Annotated in this window: 21 protein-coding genes and 1 pseudogene; 10 read left to right on the forward strand and 12 right to left on the reverse strand. The window is 69.1% G+C overall.

Features of this window, described 5'->3' with window-relative positions; all coding sequences use genetic code 11:
• Window positions 1-16 precede the first annotated feature (16 nt).
• On the reverse strand, window positions 17-1,240 hold the full coding sequence (locus G4D85_RS41155; RefSeq protein ID WP_164019735.1) for a metallophosphoesterase: 1,224 nt from the start codon (window positions 1,238-1,240) through the stop codon (window positions 17-19).
• A 210-nt stretch (window positions 1,241-1,450) separates the two neighbouring features.
• Here G4D85_RS41155 and G4D85_RS41160 point away from each other — a divergent pair, with 210 nt between their 5' ends.
• Entirely contained in the window at window positions 1,451-2,221 is a 771-nt protein-coding gene (locus tag G4D85_RS41160; protein ID WP_164019736.1) for an SDR family oxidoreductase, read from the forward strand.
• A 61-nt stretch (window positions 2,222-2,282) separates the two neighbouring features.
• On the opposite strand, the gene hflX is transcribed toward G4D85_RS41160, so the two are convergent.
• Window positions 2,283-3,716, reverse strand: coding sequence for a GTPase HflX (gene hflX / locus G4D85_RS41165; protein ID WP_164019737.1), 1,434 nt, complete (start codon window positions 3,714-3,716; stop codon window positions 2,283-2,285).
• 193 nt (window positions 3,717-3,909) lie between these two features.
• Here hflX and G4D85_RS41170 point away from each other — a divergent pair, with 193 nt between their 5' ends.
• Window positions 3,910-5,172 carry a DEAD/DEAH box helicase gene (locus tag G4D85_RS41170; protein WP_164019738.1) on the forward strand — a complete coding sequence of 421 codons (1,263 nt, stop codon included), beginning with the start codon at window positions 3,910-3,912 and terminating at the stop codon, window positions 5,170-5,172.
• Here the strand turns inward: G4D85_RS41170 and G4D85_RS41175 are convergent, their stop codons facing one another.
• On the reverse strand, window positions 5,173-5,379 hold the full coding sequence (locus G4D85_RS41175; RefSeq protein ID WP_164019739.1) for a hypothetical protein: 207 nt from the start codon (window positions 5,377-5,379) through the stop codon (window positions 5,173-5,175). It abuts the gene before it with no gap.
• Window positions 5,380-5,719: 340 nt separating this feature from the next.
• Between G4D85_RS41175 and G4D85_RS41180 the strand changes: the two genes are divergently transcribed.
• Both G4D85_RS41180 and G4D85_RS41185 read left to right on the forward strand, forming a co-directional pair.
• A complete protein-coding gene (locus G4D85_RS41180; RefSeq protein WP_164019740.1) occupies window positions 5,720-7,051 on the forward strand; it encodes a peptidoglycan recognition protein family protein in 1,332 nt (443 codons plus the stop codon).
• A gap of 160 nt (window positions 7,052-7,211) precedes the next feature.
• Window positions 7,212-7,871: a VOC family protein gene (locus G4D85_RS41185; RefSeq protein ID WP_164019741.1), complete on the forward strand. Its 660-nt coding sequence runs from the start codon at window positions 7,212-7,214 to the stop codon at window positions 7,869-7,871.
• Window positions 7,872-7,974: 103 nt separating this feature from the next.
• Here the strand turns inward: G4D85_RS41185 and G4D85_RS41190 are convergent, their stop codons facing one another.
• From G4D85_RS41190 to G4D85_RS41210, 5 genes are all read right to left on the reverse strand, one after another.
• The gene (locus G4D85_RS41190; protein ID WP_164019742.1) at window positions 7,975-9,375 is read right to left on the reverse strand and encodes a family 2B encapsulin nanocompartment shell protein; all 1,401 of its coding nucleotides are present in this window, start codon (window positions 9,373-9,375) and stop codon (window positions 7,975-7,977) included.
• Between the two features lie 33 nt (window positions 9,376-9,408).
• On the reverse strand, window positions 9,409-10,806 hold the full coding sequence (locus G4D85_RS41195) for a family 2B encapsulin nanocompartment shell protein (protein ID WP_164019743.1): 1,398 nt from the start codon (window positions 10,804-10,806) through the stop codon (window positions 9,409-9,411).
• Between the two features lie 52 nt (window positions 10,807-10,858).
• The gene (locus G4D85_RS41200) at window positions 10,859-13,123 is read right to left on the reverse strand and encodes a family 2 encapsulin nanocompartment cargo protein terpene cyclase (RefSeq protein ID WP_164019744.1); all 2,265 of its coding nucleotides are present in this window, start codon (window positions 13,121-13,123) and stop codon (window positions 10,859-10,861) included.
• Window positions 13,124-13,304: 181 nt separating this feature from the next.
• Window positions 13,305-14,192 carry an acyl-CoA desaturase gene (locus tag G4D85_RS41205; protein ID WP_164019745.1) on the reverse strand — a complete coding sequence of 296 codons (888 nt, stop codon included), beginning with the start codon at window positions 14,190-14,192 and terminating at the stop codon, window positions 13,305-13,307.
• A 123-nt stretch (window positions 14,193-14,315) separates the two neighbouring features.
• A complete protein-coding gene (locus tag G4D85_RS41210) occupies window positions 14,316-15,932 on the reverse strand; it encodes a sensor histidine kinase (RefSeq protein ID WP_164019746.1) in 1,617 nt (538 codons plus the stop codon).
• 154 nt (window positions 15,933-16,086) lie between these two features.
• On the opposite strand from G4D85_RS41210, the gene G4D85_RS41215 reads away from it, so the two are divergent.
• Window positions 16,087-17,064 carry a cupin domain-containing protein gene (locus tag G4D85_RS41215; RefSeq protein ID WP_240359804.1) on the forward strand — a complete coding sequence of 326 codons (978 nt, stop codon included), beginning with the start codon at window positions 16,087-16,089 and terminating at the stop codon, window positions 17,062-17,064.
• 110 nt (window positions 17,065-17,174) lie between these two features.
• Here G4D85_RS41215 and sitI6 read toward each other — a convergent pair whose 3' ends face one another.
• Both sitI6 and sitA6 read right to left on the reverse strand, forming a co-directional pair.
• Entirely contained in the window at window positions 17,175-17,894 is a 720-nt protein-coding gene (sitI6, locus tag G4D85_RS41220; RefSeq protein WP_164019747.1) for a SitI6 family double-CXXCG motif immunity protein, read from the reverse strand.
• Between the two features lie 14 nt (window positions 17,895-17,908).
• A pseudogene (gene sitA6 / locus G4D85_RS41225) lies at window positions 17,909-18,576 on the reverse strand (SitA6 family polymorphic toxin lipoprotein).
• Between sitA6 and G4D85_RS50485 the strand changes: the two are divergent.
• From G4D85_RS50485 to G4D85_RS41235, 3 genes are all read left to right on the forward strand, one after another.
• Complete coding sequence (locus tag G4D85_RS50485; RefSeq protein ID WP_275900356.1) at window positions 18,575-18,706, forward strand: hypothetical protein; 132 nt, start codon at window positions 18,575-18,577, stop codon at window positions 18,704-18,706. The pseudogene sitA6 and the gene G4D85_RS50485 sit on opposite strands and share 2 nt — an antisense overlap.
• Window positions 18,707-18,745: 39 nt before the next feature.
• Complete coding sequence (locus G4D85_RS41230) at window positions 18,746-19,030, forward strand: helix-turn-helix transcriptional regulator (RefSeq protein WP_164019748.1); 285 nt, start codon at window positions 18,746-18,748, stop codon at window positions 19,028-19,030.
• A gap of 68 nt (window positions 19,031-19,098) precedes the next feature.
• Window positions 19,099-19,407 (forward strand): hypothetical protein, encoded by a 309-nt coding sequence (locus G4D85_RS41235; RefSeq protein ID WP_164019749.1) that lies wholly within the window; start codon window positions 19,099-19,101, stop codon window positions 19,405-19,407.
• A 249-nt stretch (window positions 19,408-19,656) separates the two neighbouring features.
• Here the strand turns inward: G4D85_RS41235 and G4D85_RS41240 are convergent, their stop codons facing one another.
• Both G4D85_RS41240 and G4D85_RS41245 read right to left on the reverse strand, forming a co-directional pair.
• On the reverse strand, window positions 19,657-20,673 hold the full coding sequence (locus G4D85_RS41240; RefSeq protein WP_164019750.1) for an AraC family transcriptional regulator: 1,017 nt from the start codon (window positions 20,671-20,673) through the stop codon (window positions 19,657-19,659).
• 38 nt (window positions 20,674-20,711) lie between these two features.
• Entirely contained in the window at window positions 20,712-21,893 is a 1,182-nt protein-coding gene (locus tag G4D85_RS41245) for an SMP-30/gluconolactonase/LRE family protein (RefSeq protein WP_164019751.1), read from the reverse strand.
• Window positions 21,894-22,174: 281 nt separating this feature from the next.
• On the opposite strand from G4D85_RS41245, the gene G4D85_RS41250 reads away from it, so the two are divergent.
• Entirely contained in the window at window positions 22,175-23,911 is a 1,737-nt protein-coding gene (locus tag G4D85_RS41250; RefSeq protein WP_164019752.1) for a sigma 54-interacting transcriptional regulator, read from the forward strand.
• A gap of 67 nt (window positions 23,912-23,978) precedes the next feature.
• Entirely contained in the window at window positions 23,979-24,521 is a 543-nt protein-coding gene (locus tag G4D85_RS41255) for a latent transforming growth factor beta-binding protein (protein WP_164019753.1), read from the forward strand.
• The last annotated feature ends 34 nt before the right edge of the window (window positions 24,522-24,555 follow it).

Raw genomic sequence — 24,555 nt, forward strand, 5'->3', positions numbered from 1 at the left:
GGGCGCGCCGCTTTGCCTACGCCGTCAGCACGAGCTTGACGATCTCCGGAGGGCTGCCGACGCGCATGGGTGGTCCCCAGAAGCCGCAGCCCCGGCTGACGTAGATGTGCGAGTCGCCGTGCTGGTAGAGCCCGGCGGAGTGCTCCCATGCCAGCCCGATGAAGAACGTCATCGGCACGAGCTGCCCGCCATGCGTGTGGCCGGAGACCTGGAGGTCCATGCCGCGCTCGGCGGCGACGGTGAAGTTCGCGGGCTGGTGCGCGAGCAGCACCGCGGCGCGGTCCGGATCCCGCCCCTGGAGCGCCAGGTCCAGGTCATAGCCCTTCTTGTTCCGACGCCGGCCGCCGCTCCAGTCGTCCACGCCCACCAGGTCCAGTGAGGCGCCCGCGTCGCCGATGCGCACGTGGCGGTTGCGCAGCACCTGGATGTCGAGCGACTGGAGGAACGCCGTCCACTCGTCGTCGCCGGAGTAGTAGTCGTGGTTGCCGGTGACGAAGTAGCTGCCGTAGCGCGACTTCAACCCGGCGAGCGCGGACACGGCCCCGCCCAGCGAGTGCACGTCCCCGTCCACCAGGTCGCCGGTAATCGCGAAGAGGTCGGGGCGGAGCGCGTTGGCCTGCTGGACGAGCGCGTCCATGTACCGGCGCTGGATGAAGTGGCCCACGTGGATGTCGGTGAGCTGGACGATGGTGAGCCCATCCAGCGCCTTGGGCAGCTTCGGAATCTTCACCGCCAGCTCGGTCACCAGGGGCGGGGAGAAGGCCCGCCAGCTTCCGTACGCGGCCAGGCCGCCACCCGCGACGAACGCGCCTCCCGCCATCGTCCGCGCGAGGAAGAGGCGCCGGTCTTCGCTGACGACGGGGGAGGGGGCCAGCTCCGGGCGCGCTGTCACAGGGGCCGCCATGGGTGGTGCGGCCTTCCGGGGAAGGACGCGCCGGGCCACGGCGGCGAGGCCCCGGCCAACGTCCAGCACGACGAGCGCGATGACGAGGCAGAGCGCCACGCCCATCCACGTGTACGTCGCCATGGTGACGATTCCCGCGAGCTGCTCTGGCAGGGCGTCCAGGACCGTGCGCCGGGCCATCAGCACGAGCGTCATGAGGCCGAGCACGACCAGCGCCAGGAACCTCGACAGGCGGCCGTGCAGGAGCTGCCGCACCAGGCGCCGGTACAGATACAGGTGACCCAGCACGGCGCCGAGCCCGATGAGCATCGAGAAGGAGAAGATCCGGAACGGCATTCGGCGCAACCCACGGGTGGGAACGGGAGGGAAGGGTACCACGGGCGGACGGCCCCGGACGGATGCCCCCCGGTGCCGCCGGCCCTGGGAGTGGGTAACGGACAGACGCCCTGTCCGCATGCTCGCGGGTGGCGCGGATGTTCCGTGTCGTGCCGGCTCGCGCGGGTACATTCCGGCCGTCAGGCCCGGCTGGGCCCATCAGGAGCGTTCATGGACAAGGTCATCGTCATCACGGGAGCAAGCGCGGGCATCGGCGCGGAGCTGGCGCGCCAGGCGGCGGAGAAGGGGGCGAAGCTGGTGCTGGCCGCGCGCCGGAAGCCGGAGCTGGAGGCCGTCGCCGCGCGGTGCGGGGGCGAGGCCCTCGCCGTGGTCACCGATGCCACCCGGCGCGAGGACATGGAGCGACTGCGTGACGCGGCGCTGGCGCGCTTTGGCCGCATCGACGTCTGGGTGAACAACGCGGGACGTGGCATCACCCGCTCGGTGCTGGAACTGACCGACGAGGACATGGACTCCATGTGGCGCGACAACGTGAAGAGCGCGCTCTACGGAATGCAGGCGGTGCTGCCCCACTTCCAGTCGCGCAACGCGGGGCAGCTCGTCAACGTCTCCAGCGGGCTGGCACGGCTGCCGCTCGCGTCCTTCCGCTCGGCCTACAGCGCGGCGAAGCACGCCCTCAACGGGCTCAGCGCCTGCCTGCGGATGGAGCTGAGGCAGACGCACCCGGGCATCATGGTGACGGTGGTGATGCCGGGCATCGTCGCCACGGAGTTCGGCACCAACGCGCTGGGCGGCGGCCCGGACTCGCGCGTGCTCCCAGGGGCCCAGAGCGTCGAGGACGCCACGAAGGCCATCGTCGACGTCATCGAGCACCCCCGCCCGGAGGTCTATACGCAGCCGGCCATGCAGGCCGAGGTCGAGCGCTACTACCGCGACGTCGAAGCCTTCGAGCGGGAGGCCGCCGCGCGCTTCCGGCGCTGAGGCGACTGCTCTCGAGTGATGTGAGCGCGCTCCGCCTTGGAGGGCGGAGCCGTGGCTCCCGTCACGCCTGGAACGCCTGCGTGAGCTTCGAGATTGCCGCTGGGAGGCCCCGGACGCGGAGTCTGCTCCCGCTCTCGTCGTACTCCTGGGTGAGCACGGTGGTGTGCTCGTACACCTCGCCGATGCGCCCCTGGCTGGCGTACGGAATCACCAGGTCGGCCTCGACCATCGACGCCTCGAAGAAGCGGATGATGGTCTGCCGCAGCGCCGCCACGTCTTCCGGCTGGTGGGCCGAGAGCAGGATTGCGTCCGGGTGCCGGGCCAGTAGCGCCTCTCTCGCCGCCGCGTCCAGCCGGTCCACCTTGTTCAACAGCAGCTTGCTCGGGACGGAATTCGCACCAATCTCCCGGAGCACCGTCCGGGTGACCTCGAGCTGCGCATCCCAGGTCGGGTCGGACGCATCCACCACGTAGAGCAGCAGCGAAGCCTCCAGCGCCTCGTCCAGGGTAGAGCGGAACGAGGCCACGAGGTCGTGCGGCAGCTTCTGGATGAAGCCCACGGTGTCCGAGACGAGCACGCGCGGCTTGGTCTCCGGGTGCAGTGCTCGCACCGTGGTGTCGAGCGTGGCGAAGAGCTGGTCGGCGACCAGCACCTCGCTGCCGGTGAGCGCGCGCATCAGCGAGGACTTGCCCGCGTTGGTGTAGCCGACCAGCGCCACCCGCAGCTGGTCCCTGCGCGCATATCGGCGGTGGTCCTGATCCCGCTCGATGGCGGCGAGCCCCTCGCGCAGCTCCGCGAGCCGGTCTCGAATCTTGCGCCGGTCCAGCTCCACGGCGGAGTCACCGGCGCCACGGCCCTGCTGGCGCTCCCGGCCTCCCGTGGACTCGCGCAGCCGGGGGGCGAGGTAGTTGAGTCGGGCAATCTCGACCTGCATGCGCGCCTCGTGGCTCCTCGCGTGCCGGTGGAAGATGTCGACGATGACGCCGGTGCGGTCCATCACCTCCGCCCCGGTGGCCTTCTCCAGGTTGCGGAGCTGGCTCGGCGAGAGCTCGTGGTCGACGACCACCACCGTGGGACGCTGTGCGGCTGCCGCTTCGTCGGGGGCTGCCGCGTCCTCGGCGGGCTCGGTCTCTTCGTCCTCCGCGTCGGACGCCTCCAGCTCGGGCTCCTCGGCGCCAGGCGCTTCGGCGCTGGCCTCCTCCTCCTCGGCCTCCCAACGCTCGCGGGCCTTGGTGGTGCGGTCGCGCGCTCCCGACTTGATCACGCCGGGGCCCCCGGTGAGGGCGGCCAGCTCCTTGAGCTTTCCCGTGCCGAGCACCGTTCCAGAGGCCAGGCTCGAGCGGCGCTGGGACACCGTCGCCACGGTGTCGTACCCCAGCGTGTGCACCAGCCGCTTGAGCTCCGCGAAGTCCGCGGCGTGCTCCGTATCCGAGACGCTGGGGAACTGGACGCCGACGAGGACGGCGCGGGGGCGGATGGGGTCGTTCTTCGACATGCGGACGCTCGTAACACGTCGAGGCCCTGGAAGCCGGTTCCAGTTCACTCCAGCGGGGGCCACTCACGGGGCCGGACAGTGCTCTCGCCCGAGCCGGGGTGGGCCGGCCAGGGCAGGGGACGCTGTGCCTCCTCGCCCCCTTCGTGCCCTTATCGGACCGGAGGGGCGGGACGGTGGGATAGGGTGCCCGCCCATGACCTTTGCCTCCCTCGGGCTCTCGGAGCCGCTCGTCCGCGCCATGACCGACCTCGGCTGCGTCGAGCCGACGCCGGTGCAGCAGGCCACCATCCCCGCGGTGCTGCGGGGAGGGGACGTGTGGGCCTCGGCGCCGACGGGCTCAGGGAAGACCGCGGCGTTCCTCCTGCCAGTCCTGGAGGCGCTTGGCGCGAGTCCAGGCGGCTCACCCCGGCGGACGCGGGTCCTGCTGGTAGTTCCCACGCGCGAGCTCGCCGCCCAGGTGGCCCAGGCCATCGAGCAGTACGGCCGTCATCTCCCCCGGCGGCTGAAGACCTGCCTCGCCGTCGGCGGCGTCTCGGCGAACCCGCAGATGATGGCGCTCCGTGGAGGCGCGGACCTGGTCGTGGCCACGCCAGGTCGCGCGCTGGACCTCGTGGACCAGAACGCGCTCCGGCTCTCCACGGTGGAGACGTTGGTGCTCGACGAGGCCGACCAGTTGTTGTCGCTGGGCTTCGCAGATGAGCTCACGCGCCTGCTCGCGCTGCTCCCCGCGCGGCGCCAGAACCTGCTCTTCTCCGCCACCTTTCCTCCCGGGGTGCGGGCGCTCGCCGGGCAACTGCTGCACGAGCCCACGCGGGTCGACATCGGAGCGGCGGCGATGCCCGCCCCGGACCTCATCGTCCAGCGTGCCATTGAAGTCGACGCCGGGAAGCGCACGATGCTGCTGCGCCACCTCATCGAGACGCATGCGTGGTCCCACGTCCTCACGTTCGTGGCCAGCCGGTACGGCGCGGACCACGTCGCGCTGAAGCTGAACCGCGCCGGCCTCACCGCGGCGGCCCTGCACGGCGAGCTCAGCCAGGGGGCCCGCACGCAGGCGCTCGCGGACTTCAAGGCGAAGCGCGTGAAGGTCCTCGTCGCCACGGACGTCGCCGCACGCGGCCTCGACATCGTGCAATTGCCCGCCGTCGTGAACTACGACCTGCCGCGCTCGCCCGTGGACTACCTGCACCGGATTGGCCGCACGGGCCGCGCGGGTGAGCCGGGCATGGCCATCAGCTTCATCAGCGCGGACACCCAGGCCCACTTCCGACTCATCGAACGACGCCACGGCCTCAGCCTCACGCGCGAGCGGCTCGCGGGGTTCGAGCCGGTCGACGTGCCTACGCCGCCCCTGGACGTGAATGGCGGCGTGAAGGGAAAGCGGAAGAGCAAGAAGGACAAGCTCCGCGAGGCCGCGGCTGCGGCCTCCGCGAAGGGCCCGACGACTCGGAGATAGCTAGATGCAGGCGCACCTGCCCTTGTAGCAGACGCCATCAGCGCCGCACTGGCTGTCATATCGACAGAAGTTGTTCGAGTTGCAGTCGAGGGCGTTGGTGGTGGACTCGGGCGTGTCTACCTGCGCGGGCTGCTCCTCGATGGGGCCACCACAGCCGGTCATCAGCATCGCGGCCACGACCAGCACTCCTGACATCATCTTCTTCATGGGAGTTCCTCCTACCAACGCACGGGATGAAGGCTCCCAGGGACTCCTGGGAGCGGGCCTTCGGCTCGCAGTAGAACCCAAGGCCCGTCACCGTGGATAGATGCAGCTCCACCGTGCGTCAGAACCCGTGCTCTCAGGGTCGGACCCACCCCAGCCAGGGAGGGTTCGAAGGCAGACGGAGCCCTCAATAATTGCCTTGAAATATTCCGCAATGACAGTCTTGTCGAGCGGGGAAAGCCAATATAACGGGTATTCCTGGGTGTGATGCGTGTATCCTCAGCCTCGCTCTGGTCGCGCCCGGGAGCCGGGGCGGCGGAGTCGGACCTTCTTGGAGGATGGCATGCACAGTCACAAATCCGCGCTGTTCGGTCGTCGTGGTTTCCTGGTGGGCTCGGGCGCGCTGGGCGCGATGCTGCTGACCGGAACTGCCGTCGCCCAGGCACGGCTGGAGGCCGCGGCCGCGGGCATCCGGGCTCACGACTGGCACTCGCTGCCCCGCAACGACGGGAGCACGGCTCCCGCCGGGCCGGAAGAGCTGGGAGGAGACTTCCAGCTTGCTCGCGGCGTGGACGGCTCGTTCGAGCCGGGTCGGACCTTCGAGTCCCAGGTCTTCCAGTCCGATGGCTGGTTCAACATGGTGGGCATGCACTGGGTGGCGGACGTGCCCGAGGGCACCTCGCTCGAGGTGCAGGTGCGCAGCAGCGTGGACGGCGCGCGGTGGAGTCCGTGGACTCCCGTGGGCCATGTGATGGAGGCCCGGGGCGACGAGGAACTGCCGGGTGGAGCGGAGACCTTCACCGACGCGGTGGAACTCGGCCGTGCCCGCGCGATGCAGTACCGCCTGGTGCTGGAGACGCAAAATCCGGCGCTCTCCCCGGTGGTGCGTCGGGTGACGGCCACGCAGCTCGACGCGCTCGATGCGCCGGGCCTGGAGGACCTGAGCTCGCGGGGGCGCGCCATTCCGTTCCGCGTGGGCAACGGCGGCCCGCCTACCGCGCGCCTCATCCTGCGCCACGGGCCCAACGGGTGGGGAGCGACGGACTTCGAGCCCGGCTCGCCGCTGTATTGGGAGCCCTATGCCGGCGTGTATCCGACCGAGTTCGTCACCATCCACCACACCGCGTGGGCCAACAACCCGGAGAACCCCGTCGCGACGATGCGGGCCGTCTGGTACTACCACGCCATCACCCTGGGCTGGGGCGACATCGGGTACCACTTCCTGGTGGACCAGTACGGCAACGTCTACCAGGGCCGTGACGGCGGCCACGCCACCGAGGGCGGCCACGTCTCCCGGTACAACCACCACAACATCGGCATCTGCCTGATGGGGCAGTTCCATCCGGGCGCTCCGGATGTCCCGCCCGGCGGCGAGCCCACCGCCGAGGCACTGGACAGCGCCATGCGCATGGCCGCGCTGGAAGTGGCGTACTGGGGGCTCAATCCCCTGGAGTCGGCCGCGTACCCGAAGCCGGATGGCTCGTGCCGTCCGCAGCTCATCAACCCGCGCATCTGCGGGCATCGGGATTGGGGCCGAGGGGCGAGCTGCGTGCGGACCCTGTGCCCCGGCATCAACGTCCACAAGCACCTGCCCGCCATCCGTCAGCAGGTCGCGGCGCTGCTCCCGGACATCCGTGACTTCCACCTGATGCGCATCCTCGAACGCGACGCCTGAGTTCAACTTTCGCGGTTTTCAGAGGGGGCGAGCTCAGGGCTCGCTCCATTGCGACCCCACTCGCGCCGGCTGCGCACTAGCCGTTTCCTCCCGCAGGCCCAACGTTCTACCTGGGGCGACACACCCCACCTCCCCCCGGCAGTCACCCCAGGAGGCAGCCATGAGTGCCACCACCGTCGGTAGTTCCAGCGAGCCCCGCACCGCGAGCGTCGGGAGCGTCGACCTGAAGCTCGAGGCGGTCGTCATTCCGGTCTCGGACCTGGACCGCGCGAAGCAGTTCTATACGGGGCTCGGATGGCGGCTCGACGCGGACTTCAGCAAGGGCAATTCTCGCGTGCTCCAGTTCACCCCTCCGGGCTCCCCTGCTTCGTTCCAGTTCGGCACGCTCCCCACGCCGGCCGCGCCCGGCTCGGCCCAGAACCTCCTGGTCGTCTCCGACATCGAGGCTGCGCGCAACGAGCTGGTGGGGCGCGGCGTCCAGGTGAGCGAGGTGTTCCACTTCTCCGAAGGCCCGGGGCCTTTCGGCGACAAGGTCCGTGGCGCCGCGCCCGACCACCAGAGCTACGGCTCGTACGCATCGTTCAGCGACCCGGACGGCAACACCTGGCTCATGCAGGAAGTCACCGCCCGGTTCCCCGGGCGGGTGGACCGCTCCCAGATGTCGTTCAGCTCCGCAGGGGACCTGGCGAGCGCGCTCCGGCGTGCATCGGCCGCCCACGGCGAGCACGAGAAGCGCATCGGCAAGGCCGACGAGGACTGGCCGGACTGGTACGCGCGGTACATGACGGCGGAGGAGTCCGGAGAGGAACTGCCGTCGTGAGCGGCGACGACGTGCTCGTCACGTACAGCGAGAACAACAACAAGCGATGACGAACGGGCCCGGCGTGGGACACCGGGCCCGCGGTCCTGTCACAGCGGCTACCTCAGCCGCCGAGCGCCACGTTCTCCAGCACGCCCAGCGCGTCGGGGACGTGCACGGCGGCGGAGTAGTAGGTGCTCACCAGGTACTGGGTGATGGCCTGGTCGGTGATGGCCATGCGCTTCACCGTGAGGCTCGGCTCCACCTCGTCGGGGATACCGGCGTTGTGCAGGCCGACGACGCCCTGGTCGTCCTGCCCGGTGCGCATCGCGATGATGGCGGTGGTGTTCTCCCGGCTGATGGGGAGCTTGTCGCACGGGAGGATGGGCACCCCGCGCCACGCCTGCATCTTGTGCCCCTGCACCTCCACCACCGTCGGGTAGAGGCCGCGCTTGTTGCACTCCCGGCCAAACGCCGCGATGGCGCGAGGGTGGGCCAGGAAGTAGCGCGTCTTGCGGCGGCGCGTCACCAGCTCGTCCATGTCGTCCGGCGTCGGTGGGCCGGAGCGGGTGTTGATGCGCTGCTTGAGGTCGGCGTTGTGCAGCAGGCCGAACTCCGGGTTGTTGATGAGCTCGTACTCCTTGCGCTCCTTCAGCGCCTCGAGGGTCAGCCGCAGCTGCTCCTGCGTCTGGCTCATCGGGTCATTGAAGATGTCGGAGACGCGGGTGTGCACGCGCAGGATGGTCTGCGCCACGCTCAGCTCGTACTCGCGCGGCTTCAGCTCGTAGTCCACGAAGCCACCGGCGATGACCGGCTCGCCGTGGTGGCCCGCCGTCAGGGGGATGGTCGCCTGGCCTGCCTTGTCCTGGGGCTTCTTCAGATTTGCCCGGTAGCGCTCCACGTGCGCCTTCAGCGTCGGGGACTGGAGGATGCGGGCCTCGAACGCCGCCTGCGGCAGCGCCATCACCGTGCAGGACGTGACGGCCTTGACGGTGAAGGACCACACGTCGTTCGACTCCACCACCGCCTGGTCGCCGAAGTGGTCGCCGTCCGCCAGCGTGTCCAGCACCACGGGGTCGCCGTACTTGCCCGCGGTCAGCTTCTGCGCCTTGCCGTGCGCGAGGAGGAATACGTGCTCGGCGGGCTGGCCCGCCTCCACGATGGTGTCCCCCGGCTTGAAGTGCTGCTGGGTGAAGAGGCTGGCCAGGGTGCGGATGAGCAGGTCATCCACGTCCTCGAAGCCCCGCAGCAGCGGCAGCTTGAGCAGCTCCTGGGGGATGACCTCCACCTTGACGCCGATGTTGCTGAAGTTCAGGCGGTCGTCGCCCGCGGTGTACGTCAGCCGGCGGTTGACGCGGTACGTGCCGCCCGACACCTGCACCCAGGGCAGCACCCGCAGGAGCCACCGGGGCGAGATGCCCTGCATCATCGGCTGCGTCTTGGTGGTCGTCGCGAGCTGGCGGGCCCCGGCCGTGCTCAGGCTGGTGCCCTCGTGCGCGGCCATGTCCTTGTCTGGATTCGTCATGAAAGCGTCTTCCAGTTCCGTGAGGACGTGGGACTACGAGCGGCCCAGCTCCACGCTCTCCAGGATGCCGAGCGCGTCCGGCGTGAGGACCGCCGCGGAGAAGTACGCGGTGACCAGGTAGCTCATGATGGCCTTCTCGTTGATGCCCATGAACCGGGCGTTGAGGCTGGGCTCGATTTCATCCGGGATGCCCGCCTGGTGCAGGCCGACCACGCCCTGGTTCTTCTCCCCCACGCGCATCAGCATGATGGAGGTGGTGCGCGACTCGCTGATGGGCAGCTTGTTGCAGGTGAACATGGGGATGCCGCGCCACGCGGGCAGCATGTTCCCGTTCACCTCGATGCTGGTGGGGTAGATGCCGCGCTTGTTGCACTCCTGGCCGAACGCGGCGATGGCGCGCGGGTGGGCCAGGAAGAACGACGGCTCCTTCCAGACCGTGGCCAGCAGCTCGTCCATGTCGTCCGGGGTCGGCGCGCCGGAGCGGGTGTGGATGCGCTGCTTGAGGTCGGCGTTGTGCAGCAGGCCGAACTCGCGGTTGTTGATGAGCTCGTGCTCCTTGCGCTCCTTCAGCGCCTCGACGGTCAGCCGCAGCTGCTGCTGGGTCTGGTTCATCGGGTCGTTGAAGAGGTCCGCGACGCGCGTGTGGATCTGCAGGACGGTCTGCGCGACGGACAGCTCGAACTCGCGGGGGTGCGTCTCGTAGTCCACGTAGGTGCCGGGCAGCACGGGCTCGCCGTGGTGGCCCGCGGCCAGCTCGATGGCCTTCTGGCCGGAGGTGTCCTGCTTCTTCCTGGAGCGGGCCTTGAAGTCCTCGAGGTGCTTCTGGAGCGACGGCACCTGCGCCACCACCGCCTCGAAGGCGGACTGCTGGAGGATGAGCGCGATGACGGGCGTCACGGCCTTCGCGGTGAACTGCCAGTAGTCCTGCGACTCCAGCAGCGCCTGGTAGCTGTAGTGGTCGCCGTCCGCCAGCGTCTCCAGCACCAGCGGCTCACCGTACTTGCCGGTGCCGATGCGGTTCACCTTGCCGTGGGCGATGAGGACGATGGAGTCCGCCTCCTTGCCGGCCTCGGTGATGACCTCCCCGGCCTTGTACTCCTTCTGCACGAAGCGGTTGGCCAGCGCGGTCAGCGCCTCCACGTCCTCGTAGCCGCGCAGCAGGGGCAGCTCGCCCAGCTCCTGCGGGATGACCTGCACCTTGGCGCCGGTGCTGGTGAAGGTGACGCGGCCGTCGCCCACCGCGTACGTCATGCGGCGGTTGACGCGGTACGTGCCGCCGGACACCTGCACCCACGGCAGCAGCTTGAGCAGCCACCGCGAGGAGATGCCCTGCATCTGCGGCTCGGACTTGGTCGTCGTCGCCAGCTGGCGGGCCGCCAGGGTTCCAAGGCTCAGGTTGTTGTCGTCGTGCTTCTTCGGGTCGTTCGACATGGGTCACCCTTCAGGTTTGGGAATCAGGAAGTCTGCGCGCTGCTGTTGGAACTCAGGACCTGCCGCCGCGGAACAGCTCGGCGACGCGCGTCGCGGACATGCCCAGGCCGGAGAGGTTGCCGGTCTTGAGCTTGGGCGTCGCCGCGTCGATGAGCTCGAACTCCTTGTAGCGGTCCACCGCCGCGTGCCACCGGGGGATGCCCGCCATCCACTGCTGGAGCTGCTCCACGTACTTGTTCAGCTTCTCTTGCGCCTTCGCATCCAGGTCGAAGGTGCGGATGACCACCGGCAGCTCGGTGGCCACCAGGTGCTCGAACTGCTTCATGCGCGCGGTCATCAAGTCGTTGACCACGAGCACCGCCGCGTCCTTGTCCAGGTCCAGGAACTTCTGGACCACGAGCACGCAGTTGTTGAGCTCGCCCTCGAACTCAATCTCCTTCTGGTAGGAGAAGATGTCGTTGACGAAGCAGGCGTAGTCCGCCGCGGAGTTCTCCAGCCCGCGCAGCGTGCGGGTGTTGAAGACGTCCTCCGGCACGGCATCCCCCTTGGAGAGCCGCGACAGGCTCATGGTGAGGTCGGAGCCGAACGTCTTGCGGCGCATCTCCACGTAGTCCACGGGGTCCGGCACGCGGTTGAGAATCTGGTTGTTCAACTCCCAGACCCAGCTCTCCGTCATGTCCTGGATGGCCTTGCGGAACAGCGTGCGGCCGCGCGGGGTGAGCGGGCCGGCCGTGCGCTTCCACAGGTCCGCCAGGCCCGCCTCCACCGGGTTGGTGGGCACCGCGGGGTTGGGCGCCGCCACGTCGTCCGGCATGAACTGCGTGAGGCGGGCGTTGAACACCTTCGCGCCCGGCATGTCACGCGTGTGCGCGTAGAGGGCGGGGAAGTAGTCGTCCGCGTAGGTGCCCCACACCAGCCAGCACGACGTGAGGTCCAGCTGCTCCGGCGTCGCATCCGGGTGGATGAGCGCGCCGCAGAGGGCCACGTCCGCCACGTCGAACTTGTGGTCGTCCCAGATGTAGAGCCCCACGCCGGGCAGCGAGTCCAGCATGCCCATGCGGCGCGCCCAGTCCTTGGAGTTCCTGCGCGCGCGCTCCAGGTGGGGGCTGAGGTACGTGCTGTACGGCATGTAGAACTCCGGCAGCTTCACCGGGCCCACGTGCTGGCGGGGGACGTGGCTGAAGGACTTCGCGCGGGGCCCCAGGCCCAGCGCGCCGCCCGTCAGCGGCAGGCGCAGGGCGGAGGTGCCCAGGCCGGCAGGCAGCGGGAGGGAGAACTCCGCGCGGCGCTCCGTGTTCTTGTTCATGTAGCGGTTGGAGCGCATGTGCCACTCGTGACCGCCGGACTGCCAGTCCTGGAGGCCGCGCAGGTACGTGAGCACCTGGCCCTGCTCCACCGGGTTGAGGCCGTACTCCGCGAAGAGCCAGGGCAGCTCCGTGGCGGCGGTGGTCTCGAACTGCTGGAGCCGGGACGTCAGCAAGTCGTTGACTAGGTCGGCCGCGCGCTGGGTGTCGCAGTCGAGGAACTTCTCCACCACCAGCACGCCGTTGGAGAGCTCACCCTCCTCCAGGATTTCGCGCTCGTAGGAGAACAGGTCATTGCGCAGGTGGACCGCGTCGGAGAACGTGTCCTTGAAGACGCGCAGGGGCCGGCTCTTCACGACGCGGGCGGGAATCTCCGCGGCGACGGCGTGCTCCACCAGGTCCGAGGACCAGGGCGCGCCACCGACCTTGCGGCGCATCTCGATGTACTCGATGGGGTTGGAGATGCGCGCTTCGCTGATGTTGACGATTTCCCACATCGACTCGTCGAGCAGGTGCTTCGTGTTCTCGAAGAAGCGCCGGCGCCAGTCCATGGACATGGTGGGCACGGTGCGCTTCCACAAATCCCACAGCCCGCGCTCCACCGCGTTGGTGGGCTCCGGCGGCGTCTGGGACATGTCCAGCGGCATGAACAGCGGCAGCCGGTCCAGGTAGGCCTGGCCGCCCACGATGTCGCGCGGATACTTGTAGACCTCCAGGAAGTGGTCGTCGAAGTAGAAGACCCAGACGTACCAGTCCGTGATGAGGTCCAGCTCCGGGCCCGGCGCCTCCGGGTGCGTGTAGGCGCAGAGCAGCGCGAAGTCCATGCCGTCGAAGCGGCGCTCGGACCAGATTTCGCGGTCCGTCCCGTCACGCGGCGGGCCCAGGATGCCCATCTCGTACGACCACGCCTTGGTGTGGGCGCGGGCTGCCTCGAGGTTCGGATTCAGGCGTGCCGGCCAGGGAACGTAGAACTCCGGGAGCTGGAATGGTTGCTTCTGCCGCGCCTTGGACATGCGTGCCCCTCGTCGAATCCACGGGGGCTTCTACTGTCATCCAATTACCAACTCCACGTCTGACGGGATGCGCCTGAGAAACTGCATAATCCGGTCAATAAGGGTTGGCAGTGAGGGGGAGGTGGCACCCACGGCCCGTTCGACGGGGCTGTAGAAAAGCGGCCCCACAGGGTCAACCCGCTCACGGATGCGAGCGGCCCGAGTTCCTCAGTCTCGCAGAACTCACGAGAAGTCCGTGGGAGGCGGGCACCGTCGCCGCGGCGGGATGCGGAGTGGCCAGTCCCAGCTTGAACAGCAGCCGCAGCGCCAGACCGCCCACGTCGAGCTGCCACGGCCCGCGCCCGAGCATCGGCGAGCGCGGGTTGGCGTGGTGGTTGTTGTGCCAGCCCTCGCCCAGCGCCCACAGCCCCACCCACCACACGTTGCGGCTCTCATCGGGCGAGTCGTACGCGCGGAACCCGAGCCTGCCCGCGTGGCACACCGAGTTCACCGCGTACTGGGCGTGCATCCAGAGCTTGAGCGGCAGGTACAGCACGCACGGCGCCGCCTGCCAGCCCCACACCGCGACGATGAGCGCCAGGAGGAGCGCGTGCGGAACGTACCGGTACCGCAGGAGCCAGAGGTAGTAGCGGTCCTGGGCGAGGTCGCGGCAGTAGGTCTTGTAGGCCTCCCGGTCCGTCGACAGGTCATCCACCACCCAACCGAGGTAGCTGTACCAGAAGCCCCTCCGCGGAGTATGCGGGTCCCGCTCCTTGTCGGCGTGCCCGTGGTGGATGCGGTGGTTCGCCACCCACTCGAGCGGGCTGCTCTGCAGGGACAGCATGGCGGCCGTGACCAGCGCGTACTCCAGCCAGCGGGGGCAATCGAAGGAGCGATGGGTCAGCTTCCGATGGAGACCCAGGGTCGTCCCCAGCCCGACCAGCAGGAAGACGCCGAAGCCCGCGAGCACCTGGTCCAGGCGCCACGGGAGCACGAACGCCGCGAGCGCCAGCCCGTGGTAGACCCCCAGGGTCAGCCCGACGAGCGGGTTCATCCGAACAGGTCTCGCGGCCAGGCTGGACGTCTGCATGATGCCTCCACCGTCGGGCGCGGGGCGCCCCACGCGAGACCGGGGACCTTACAGCGCCTGACCCAGCTACGGGTAGCGCGTGCGTAACAGCAGTGCGCATGGGAGGAACCGGGGCCCTGTTGCTCAGTGCCTCGGCAGCTCCACGGTGAAGGTGGAGCCCTCGTTCGGGCGGCTCCGCACGCTCACGCAGCCCTGCATCGCCTCCACCAGCTGGCGGGTGAGCCACAGCCCCAGGCCGAGCCCGCCGTAGTGGCGCCCCGAGGCCGCGCGCTCGAAGCGCCCGAAGATGCGCTCCTGCGCCTCCTCCGCGATGCCGATGCCCTCGTCGCGCACCTGCAGCCGCGCCACCGCCGGCGTGCCCACCACTCGCACCTCCACGGGGCGGTCGCGCCCGTAGCGCAGCGCATTGGTGACCAGGTTCGTCAGCACCTGCTCGAGGCGCAGCCGGTCCCAGAGGCCCACCACCGGCAGTGGGGCGTACAGCCGCAGGCGCGCGGCTCCTTCCGCTGTCTCCGAGAGCCGCTCCACCAGGTCCTCCGCGAGCTGGCGCAGGTCCACCTCCTCGGGCTGCAGCTCCAGCTTCCCGCTCGTCAGCCGCGACACATCCAGCAGCCCGTTCACCAGCGCCTCGAGCCGGACCACCTGGCGCTTGAGGCTCTCCACCTTCTTCATCATCCGCGCTTCGGGTACGCGCAGCTCGGGCGGGGCCTGAAAGGCGCGCAGCAGGCTGGTCGCCTGCAGCGAGAGCGTGGTCAGGGGGGTGCGCAGCTCGTGGCTCGCGATGGAGAGGAACTCGTCGCGCGTCTTCACCGCCTCCTGCAGCGCCTGCTCCGTGCGACGCTGCTCGGTGATGTCGCGGGTGATGAGCACCGCGCCGGCGAGCCGGCCGTCCGGATGGTGCAGCGGGGTGGCGGTGCCGTTGAGCAGGCGGATGCTGCCGTCGCGGCGGCGCACCGCCCATTCGCTGTCGCGCACCTGCTCGCCAGCGAGCGCGCGAGCGAGCGGGGCGTCCCCGGTGGGCATCGGGTCACCCGAGGCCGTGGCGAAGCCCAGCACTTCCGGCCAGCGGGTGTGGAAGAGGGTGCTGCGCGACACGCCGTGCTGGCGCTCGGCCTCCGGGTTGAAGAGCTGCAGGACACCGTGCTCGTCCGCCACGATGAAGCCGTCGCTGCTCTGCGCCACCAGCAGCCGGGTGAGCTCCTCCTGCACCTGCTCCGAGTCGGCCCGTACCAGCTCGCGGCGTGCGAGCTCCGCCGCGCTCCGCTTGAGCTCCATCTGCGCGGACACCTGGCGCGCGAGCGCGCGCAGCGCCTCGCGCTGGCCCGGGGTGAGTGCGCGCGGGACGTAGTCCAGCACGCACAGCGTGCCCACTACCGTGCCCTCCCGGCTGCGAAGGGGGAAGCCCGCGTAGAAGCGGACGAAGGGTGGGTGCACCACGTAGCGGTTGTGCGCGAAGCGCGCGTCCAGGAGGGCGTCCGGGACGGTGACCTCCGCGTCGTTCGCCAGCACGTAGGTGCAGAAGGAGTCGGCCCGCTCCACGCTGAGCAGGTCCACGCCCACGCGCCCCTTGAACCACTCCCGGTTCTCCTCCATCACCGAGACGATGCCGATGGGCATGTTGCACAGCTGCGCGGCGAGCGCGGCGGCGTCCTCGAACGCCTGCTCCGGTCCGTGGCCGAGCCTCGCGAAGCTGCGCAGCACGCGTAGCCGCTCCTGCTCATTCTCGGGGACCGGGTACATGGGCCCTCCCTGAGGCCGGCGTCAGGAGAAAGGTGGGGATGGCCCGCGAGCACGGAAGGACCCCGCACAGCGGGCGCTCCGAGCACTACTACCCGATAGTCAGGCAGGCCGGACGAGCGCCTGCCGTCTGTCCGCACGCGCCAGGCAGCAGGCGATGCGGCTGCGCGGGGAGACGGTGGTGGCGAGCGCCGGGCGCCTCCTGGCCGTGGGCGCGGGGGAGATGCACTGCGGCGCCGCGGCAGACCTGCGGGCGGGCTGGAGCTACCGCATCCTCTACGTGGCCCCGGCGCCGCTCGCCGAGGCGGGGACGCGCGGGGCGGGGCGGCCGCGCGCGCTGACTCCGCTCAGGTGCGGACCGCCACCACCTCTGTGCATGAACACCGCGGGAAGGCCGTGGGTTCCGGAATCAGGTGATCGCCCGATGCGGTATATGTCCCGCATGAACACGACGGTGGTGTCCCTCGACGAGATCAAGAAGCGTTTCGAAGCGGCGAATGAAGCGCAGATGTTCGGTTGGTTCACCGATCAGCTCGGTTACATTCAGGAACGCGCCGAGAAGAAGCAGAAGCCCACCGAGCTTCACCTCGCGAAAGGTCCGATTCACCTCGACACGCTCAAGCCGAACTCGCCGTGGATTCTGGTCATCGACGGAGATCTCGACGTCAGCGGCGACATCGATCTCTCGACCCAGCCGTACGACATGAGCCTCTTCGTCGTCTTCGGCAACGTGCGCGCCAGGAACTTCCGCTACAGCGGGAGCGCGTGCTGCTTCGTGTCGAAGTCACTCGAGCTCAGCGGCGGTTGCTTCGGAGATCACGGCGACGAATCGGCGGAGCTGCACTGCGCGAAGCTCACCGCTCGAGTGCTCGTGCTCGACGGACACACCGGCGTGAACGCCGCCGAGCTCGACACGGTCGTGTTCGCGAGCGAAGGCTGGGGGCTGCCGCGCCACTTCACGAACAACGACAACGCCGCCGACTTCTTCGTGGTCGACGTACTCACCGACGATGGCATTCATGAAGAAGAAGTCTGGAATCTGATGACGAGCGGTCGCGACCCGTTCCTCCCCGGCGCCTACGAGAAGCTGCGCGCGCGAGTGGTCGACGGGAAGGCGCGGCAGAAGCCTCAGTAGGTCTCGCGGCGCAGCAGGCCGTCGTCGGCGAACTCAAGGTCTTCGAGGGCGACGCCCCGGCCAGCGACAGGCTCCTCAAACCGGAGGTGAGCTCGGCTCTCCAGCGCCACTCAGCGCGCGGGCAGCTCGCGGAAGGTGATGCCGTCCAGCCCCAGCCGACGCACGGCCTCCATGAAGCGCTCGGTACCCACAATCACCGTTGCGTAGTTCCCCACTCGGAACACGTCCAGGCCTGGGGGCAGGGATGCCACATCCAGGAGGGGTTCATCCGGCAGCCGGAAGTACACCCGGCCACAGGTTACGCACGGTGGCGGCACATCCGGCGGGATGCAGTCCGGATGCAGCCGGCCATGCGGTTCAATCTGGAGCTCAAGCAGTTGCGGCGGGTCCTTCTTCCGGAACCGCAGCTCCGTCCCGCACCCCAGCAGTCCCCTCACGCCTTCCGCCTGGAGTCTCTCCAGCGCATCCAGGTGCACCAGCCACAGGATGTCACCCTGTGATGTGAACGGGCCGAACTTCCCGGAGGCCGTGCCAACCAACGGCCCAAAGCTTGTGCCGGGGGGCAGCTTCGCGTTTGGAGGGGCCAGAGGACGCACCAGTTCCCGAAGTCGCTCGAACTCCGCGACAGTGACCGGCCTCGAGCGGAAATTCTCCTGCTCCGAAAGTTGTGACAGGTCCACTCCCGGATACTGGTGTCCTGCACTCCCCCACGTAGCTCCGCATGTGTCGCACTTCACGCCGGGCAGGTGCCACCTATGTGCGGCGTCGAAGTCTCCTTTGAAGCGCGCCCACATCGTCCTGTCCCGCGTGAGTTCAAAAAAACGGGTCATCTGCTCTGGGATCCTCAGGCGCCTGGACGGGAGTAGTAGGGCTGAATGGGGCCGCCGATGAGCTCGAAATGATGGATGAGCTCCCCCGCGTGCTTGTAGATCTCCGCTGGCGAGAGAGTCTCGTTCTTTCGCCTGACCCCGCGCCAGGCTTCGTTCCAGAGACCTCCCGAGGGTCCTCCATCATGAATCCGCCTGTGCATGTCGCGCGGAATCGGAAGGGTGTAGTCGTGGATTTTGCCCCCCCCCTCGCCTCGAACCACTCCGCCAGGTCTCGGGCCTGGGGGAAGATGTGGTGCTTCTCGAAGCGGCTGGGCGGGAGCCGGTGTGACGGGGGGATGAATCGCTCGGGGCCGCCGTTCCAGTTGGGGAACACCATGACGGCGCCACCGGGCAGTTTCCCCGCGCCGCCCCAATTCCTCCGCGGGCCACTGCCCGGCGCCGCCGGAGGAGGGCGCGCCCCCGGGAAGCGCGCCAGCTCGACGTCGCTGGGCATGTCCTCGCAGCCGTAGAAGCCGCAGGCGTCGCCCAGGCACACGAGGGTGACGCACGAGTCCTCCTCGGGGTCGTCGCACTCCACCGCAGCCTCGTCCCACGCCTGCTGCAAGGGTGCGCGAGGAGTCGTGGAGCAGCCCAGCAACGGCACGGCCAGTAGCGAAAGCCACAAAACGTGTAGAGTTCGCATGGTCGGCGAACCCTACCAATTTGCCATGCTCTTCGACGCGAGCACCTCCAGCACCCTGTCCAGCTTCGCGTTCGTGTCCCGCCGCTGCGCCTCGGGCAACTCAGGCTTCCCGCCGCTGGCGGCGTTGTGAAGCAGGACGCAACAGGTAGCGGCGAGCGTCACGCGCAACGTGAGCCTGCGGGAGCTCGCGGCGGCCGCGCGCCTCAGCCCCTGGCATCTGGTGCGAGCCTTCCGCGACCAGCTCGGGCAGACGCCCCAGGTGTACCTGCGCAGCCTGCGCGTGCGCGAGGCACAGCGGCAGCTCGTCGCCGGGCTGCCGCTCGCCGAGGTGGCGCTGGCGTGCGGCTTCGCCGACCAGAGCCACCTCACCAAGCAGTTCACCCGCACGCTCGGCATCACGCCGGGCGACTACCGCACCGCCGTGCGCGCGGGGCGGGGCGGCCGCGCGCGCTGACTCGATTCTTCTTGGAGTTCTCCGCCACTGGCAGTGAACTCACGCTTCCTCAACCCTGGGAGCGTGCAATGAATCGTCAGACGTGGAGCGGAGCCGTCGTGGTGGCCTTGCTGCTGACTGGCTGTGGTGGCGGCATGGAGTCCCAGACCCCGGAGGGCGCACAGCCCACGGAGTCCGCTGTCCATCAGTCGCTCTCCGACCCCTGGTACTGCGACCCCGCCGAATGGTGCCACGTCAGCGAGGACATCTTGGAATGTCCTCCGGGCGCCCCCTATGGGACGGCCTATGCGTGGCCCACGCAGGCGGGCGGCTACTGCACCCAGCGCTTCGCGTGCGGCGCCAACTTCCCCTTCTGCCCCGTCCCCATCGAGCCCTGACCTGGATTACTGTCGCCATGCAGTGGCATCAACCCCTCCCCTCATGGAGGTACTACAGCGGCGCCTGTCCGAGGCATCCCCAGACCTGAGCCGAGCCACGGCACTGACCTGCGGAAAAGAGAGACCTCCGCCACTTTCGCGGAGGTCTCGTGTGCAGGCAGGCCAAGCGAAATCTCTACGTGTGTCTGCTGTCCTGTTGGCTGTGCGCGTGAGAGTCCGTCCACCGAGAGGGCAAACTCAATGGCCCCCTCAAACGGGGCGTTGGCGAAACGCGCGCGGTGATTTTCCGTACCACCGCTTGAAGGCCCTGCTGAAGGCACTGACCTCGGAGAAGCCGAGCAGGAAGGCCAGGTCCGACACGCTGGCCCTCGGGTCCATGAGGTGTTGGCGCGCGGCTGTTCGCCGGACATCATCGATCAGCTCGCGGAAGGAGATTCGTTCTTCATCGAGTCGCCGTCGCAGCGTCCGTTCCGTCGTCCCCAGCCGCCGGGCGACGGCGGCCATGCGAGGCTCCCCCTCGCTGAGCAGCTCGAGGATGGAGGTGCGCACGCGGTCGGTGAACGTCTGGCTCGCACGCAAGGTGCGCAACTGGGCGGTCGCGTAGCGCTCGAAGAATGACCCCATGGGAGTCTTCGTCCCGGCGGGAGCGCGGTCGAGCACGCCGGTTGGGACGACCAGCCCATCCCAATCCGCACCGAACCGGACCACCCGGAAGAACCGACGGTGCGCGGCCGCGGGACGCGGTGCGGGATGATGGAAGGCCACCTCGACCGGATCGAAATCGAGGCCGCTCGCCAATCGAATCACGTGGAGGATGCTCGCGATCGAGTTCTCGTTCATCACACGCATTCCGAGGCCGGGCTCTCGGGCTCGGACGAACTCGAGCCGCAGCCCGTCGCGATCTTCTGACAGCTGGATGCGCGCGGTGTCGGCCAGCAGCGCGTAGTAGCGCATCGCACGGTGGATTCCCTCGCGGACGCTCGTGGAGGTAATCGCCGCGAAGCCGACCACGCCAAGGTCGCCCGGGGAGATCATCTCCGCGAACTGGATGGGCACCGAGGGGTCGGCGAGCGTGCGGACCACGTGCTCCCAGTACTGTAACGCCGGGCCGAACGAGAGCCTGGCGTCAGGATCCGCCAGGGTGCGACGGTTGGTCTGCATCAACCGCAGGATGTCGCTCTCCCCGAAACCGCGGGAGAGCGCGAAGCCCAGCATCTGATGGCCGAGCGCCGTTCCATAGGTGCCGCGCAGAAGGGAGTCATCCATCGCGTGAGCGAAAAGACTCCCAGACGTCGCGCAGTGCGTCAAGGCACCGGCACGCGCGCGATTCCCTGGCCGTGCAGTGTTCCCAGATAGAGCCACGACGCGTGGGGAACGGCGCTGCTGAGTGCGAACAAGCCCCCGGTGGCGTCGTGGAAGCTGCGCACCAGGGTGCCCTGGGAATCATGCACGGTCACCAGCACGTGCGAATCCACAGGGAAGCCGGCGACGAGCTGCTCGTACGTGTAATTCCGGAGGAGCGCGCGCCGCTGCTCCGCGCTCCCGGAGAGCTGGTCGAGCTGCTGGGTGCGCAGGTAGCCGGTCGTCCAGAGCCGGCCCTGCTCATCGAGCGTGATGTTGTCGGGCGTGACGGGAAGGTTTTCGGCGAAGGGCTCGGTGGTTCCGGCGCGCTCGCCCGCGAGCCAGTGCCGGAACACCCGACCCCGGAAGGTCTCCGCGATCAGCACCGCGCTCTCGTCGGGAGTCACCGCGATTCCGTTGGCGAAGTAGATTCCGTCCACGACCACGCGGACCGCTCCGGTCGACGGCTCGTATGCCACCACGCGGCCATGGGGCATTCCCTCGAGGAAGTCGTAGGGCCAGGCACTGTCGTACCGGGTACTGGCGTCGGTGACATAGACGGTTCCATCGGCGGCGACCGCGAGCTCGTCGGCGTACTCGAGCAACGTCCCATCGACCCGATCCGCCAGGGTGCGTACGACGCCTTCGGGACTGATGCCAACAAGACCGCGCACTCCGGCAGCGACCAGCAGGTTGCCGCACGTATCGAAGGCAAGTCCCAGGGGACGTGCGTCTGGCAGCGTTGCCAGCGCGGTGAACGAAGTCGGACGGCCTTCGGCATCGACGGTTGCTCGCCAGACGGTTCCATCCGCGGTTCCGGTGTACAGCGTGCCGTGCGAGTCGAACACGATGTCTTCCGCGCCTCGCAACTGCGTGGTCCCGAAGCGCTCAGCGCCTTCCAGCGCGTTGTTCACGGAGAGAGGCCCCTCGTACGCGGGTGGGGCAGGGGTCGTCCAGGCGGTCACCTCCGTTGGCGGTGCGATCGCGCGTTGCGAACGCGCGGGCGAGGCGTCCCGAGCGGCGAAGGGATGGCACTGTGTCAGCGACGGCGCGGTGTCTTCCTCCACCTCCGGCTCCGAACTGTTGCAGCCCAGGGTCATCAACGTCGTCACGGCGAATCGGCCCAGCAGGTTGAGCGTCTTCATGTCGAGCTTCCTCCTGCCGTCATAGGTAGACGGTTCGAGGTTCGCCGACTTGACTTCAGCGGCCAGTGACTTGACCCCTGGACGGGTCGTCGGCGCGTATCGAACGCGCTCGGTCAACGGCGTCGTCTGGGTTGGGTACCACCGGGAGCCGGGGCGGCTCGCGCGCCCGCGTGCGTTGCTGGACGCGACACTCGCCCGGCTTGGGTGCTGAGTCCGGTCATGCTTTGACTATGCACTCCGGAGGTTGAGAGCGCTCCCGAGGACGAGGCTCGACCGCACCCATGCCGTTTCTGCTGACCCTGCCGGATGGCCGTCACGTCGCACTGGAGAAGCCCGTGGTGTCCCTGGGCACGGACCCCGCCTGTGACATCATTCTCCAGGTGCCCGGAGTGAAGGCCAGCCATGCCTTGCTCTTCCGCGACGAGCGTGGCTGGTCGGTGTCCGCCGCCGGCAAGGGCTGTGACGTGCGCGTGCGAGGCAAGCGCGTGGAGCTGGCCCCGCTGGCACCGGGAGACGCCTTCGTCGTGGGCAAGGCCACACTCACCCTGGGCTTCTCCGAGGACGCCCCGGAGGTGTCGAAGCCGGGCTCCGAGACGGCGCCCCATGGACAGCTCGTGGCCGTGCTGACGGGCTTCGCCTCGCGGCTGCTCGCGCAGCGCCCGTCCACGGAGTTGCTGGAAGTGACGATGCGCGGGCTCGCGGAGGTGACGGGCGCGGACGTGGGCTTCCTCGTGTCGGCGGAAGGGGAGCGGCGCCAGGTGCTGTGCGCCACCGGCCCGGTGCCGGAGGCGGCGGTGGTGGACAGTCTGGTGAATCAGGTGGTGGCCTCGGGAGCGCCCGTGTGGGTGCCCGACGTGGCCGCGGACGCGGCGCTGGCAGGAGCACCCAGCGTCGTGGCGCTGCGTCTCACCTCCGCCCTGGTGCTTCCCCTGCGCGCCGGGGCAGCACCCCGCTGCGCCGTGTATCTGGGCCGGCGCATGGGGCGCACTCCGTTCTCCGCCGCGCACCTGGAAGAGGCCATGGCCCTCTCCTCGCTGGCCTCGCTGCTGCTGGCCACCTCGCACGAGCTGACGGAGCTGCGCGCGCAGGTGGACAACCTCACCCAGCGCATCTCCGCGGCCACCTTCGAGGGACTCATCGGCGAGTCCCCTGCCATGCGCGAGCTCTACCGACAGGTGGAGCGCCTGGGGCCCACGTCCCTCCACGTGCTCATCCAGGGCGAGACGGGCACGGGCAAGGAAGAGGTCGCCCGGGCGCTGCACCGCCGCAGCGGACGGCGCGGGCGACTGGTGGCCATCAACTGCGCGGCGCTGCCCGAGTCCCTCATCGAGCGGGAGCTGTTCGGCCATGTGCGCGGCGCCTTCTCGGGCGCGGGGGCGGACAGGGCCGGGCTGGTGGAGGCGGCGGACGGCGGCACGCTCTTCCTCGACGAAATCGGGGACATGCCCTTCGCCCTCCAGTCGCGGCTGCTGCGCGTGGTCCAGGAGCGCGAGGTGACGCGGCTGGGCGAGAGCCGCCCGCGCAAGGTCGACATGCGCGTTCTCTCCGCCACGCACCAGCCCCTCAAGGCTCGCGTCGCCCAGGGCACCTTTCGCGAGGACCTGCTCTATCGGCTGGACGAGGTCCGCGTCGAGGTGCCCCCATTGCGCGAGCGGGGCGACGACGTGCTGCTCATCGCCCACCACGTGCTGAAGCAGGAGGGCCGGCGCGCGAAGGGCTTCACCCAGAAGGCCACCGAGGCCCTGCGGGGCCACCCCTTCCCGGGCAACGTGCGCGAGCTGGTGTCGCGGGTGCGGCGCGCGGCCATCCTCGCCCCGGGAGAGCTCCTCGGCGTCGAGGACCTGGAGCTGGGCGCGGACTCGACGCCCCTGGTCCCCCTGGATGCGGCTCGCGATGCCTTCGTGCAGCGCTATGTGCGCGAGGCCATCGCTCGCAACGGTGGGAGCAAGAAAGAGGCGGCGCAGGCCCTTGGAATCGGGCTGCGCTCGGTGTTCCGATACCTGGGCGAAGAGGAGTGACGGCCACGCGCTCCGACGCAGCGGGACTGTCCTTCCGCCCGTGGCCTGGAGTACTCCTGGCCTTCCCATGCGCCCGCACTTCCTGTCATTTCTCGCGCCGCTCGCGCTCCTGACGGTGCTCGGGTGTCCGCTCGACATCCAGGTCCGGTCCGAGGACGCGGCGGACGCGGGCTGTCAGGGAGACACCTGCGTGCGGGCGTGTACCGGCGACTTCGAGTGTCCGGAAGGGCAGCGGTGTGACGCCTTCTACGAGGAGTGTGAGTCCGGGCCTCGACTCACGCAGGTGTGCTCCGGCGTGGCCTCCTGCCCGGCCTTCGCCAGCTGCGAGGACGGCCGCTGTGAGCTGCGCTGCTCGTATGGCTGCCCGCCAGGCTACCGGTGTGACCCGGAGTCGGTGTGCGTCGAGGAGTGCACCGCGGGGCAGCCGGAGACGCTGGGGAACTTCTGCGAGTCCTCGCTGGACTGCACCCGTTGTGGCTTCTGCGTGGACGCGGGCGGCGCGAAGAAGTGCCACCGGCCCTGCACGTCCGACTCGGATTGTCCCGGCGGCCCGTCCGGCGCATGCCAGCCGGTGCCAGGAGGCAGCCTTCGCGTCTGCCGGTTGTCGTGAGCCCCCGACAATTGCCCGCCTGGGGCGGCGTCTC

The sequence above is a fragment of the Pyxidicoccus trucidator genome (assembly GCF_010894435.1).
Taxonomy (GTDB): domain Bacteria; phylum Myxococcota; class Myxococcia; order Myxococcales; family Myxococcaceae; genus Myxococcus; species Myxococcus trucidator.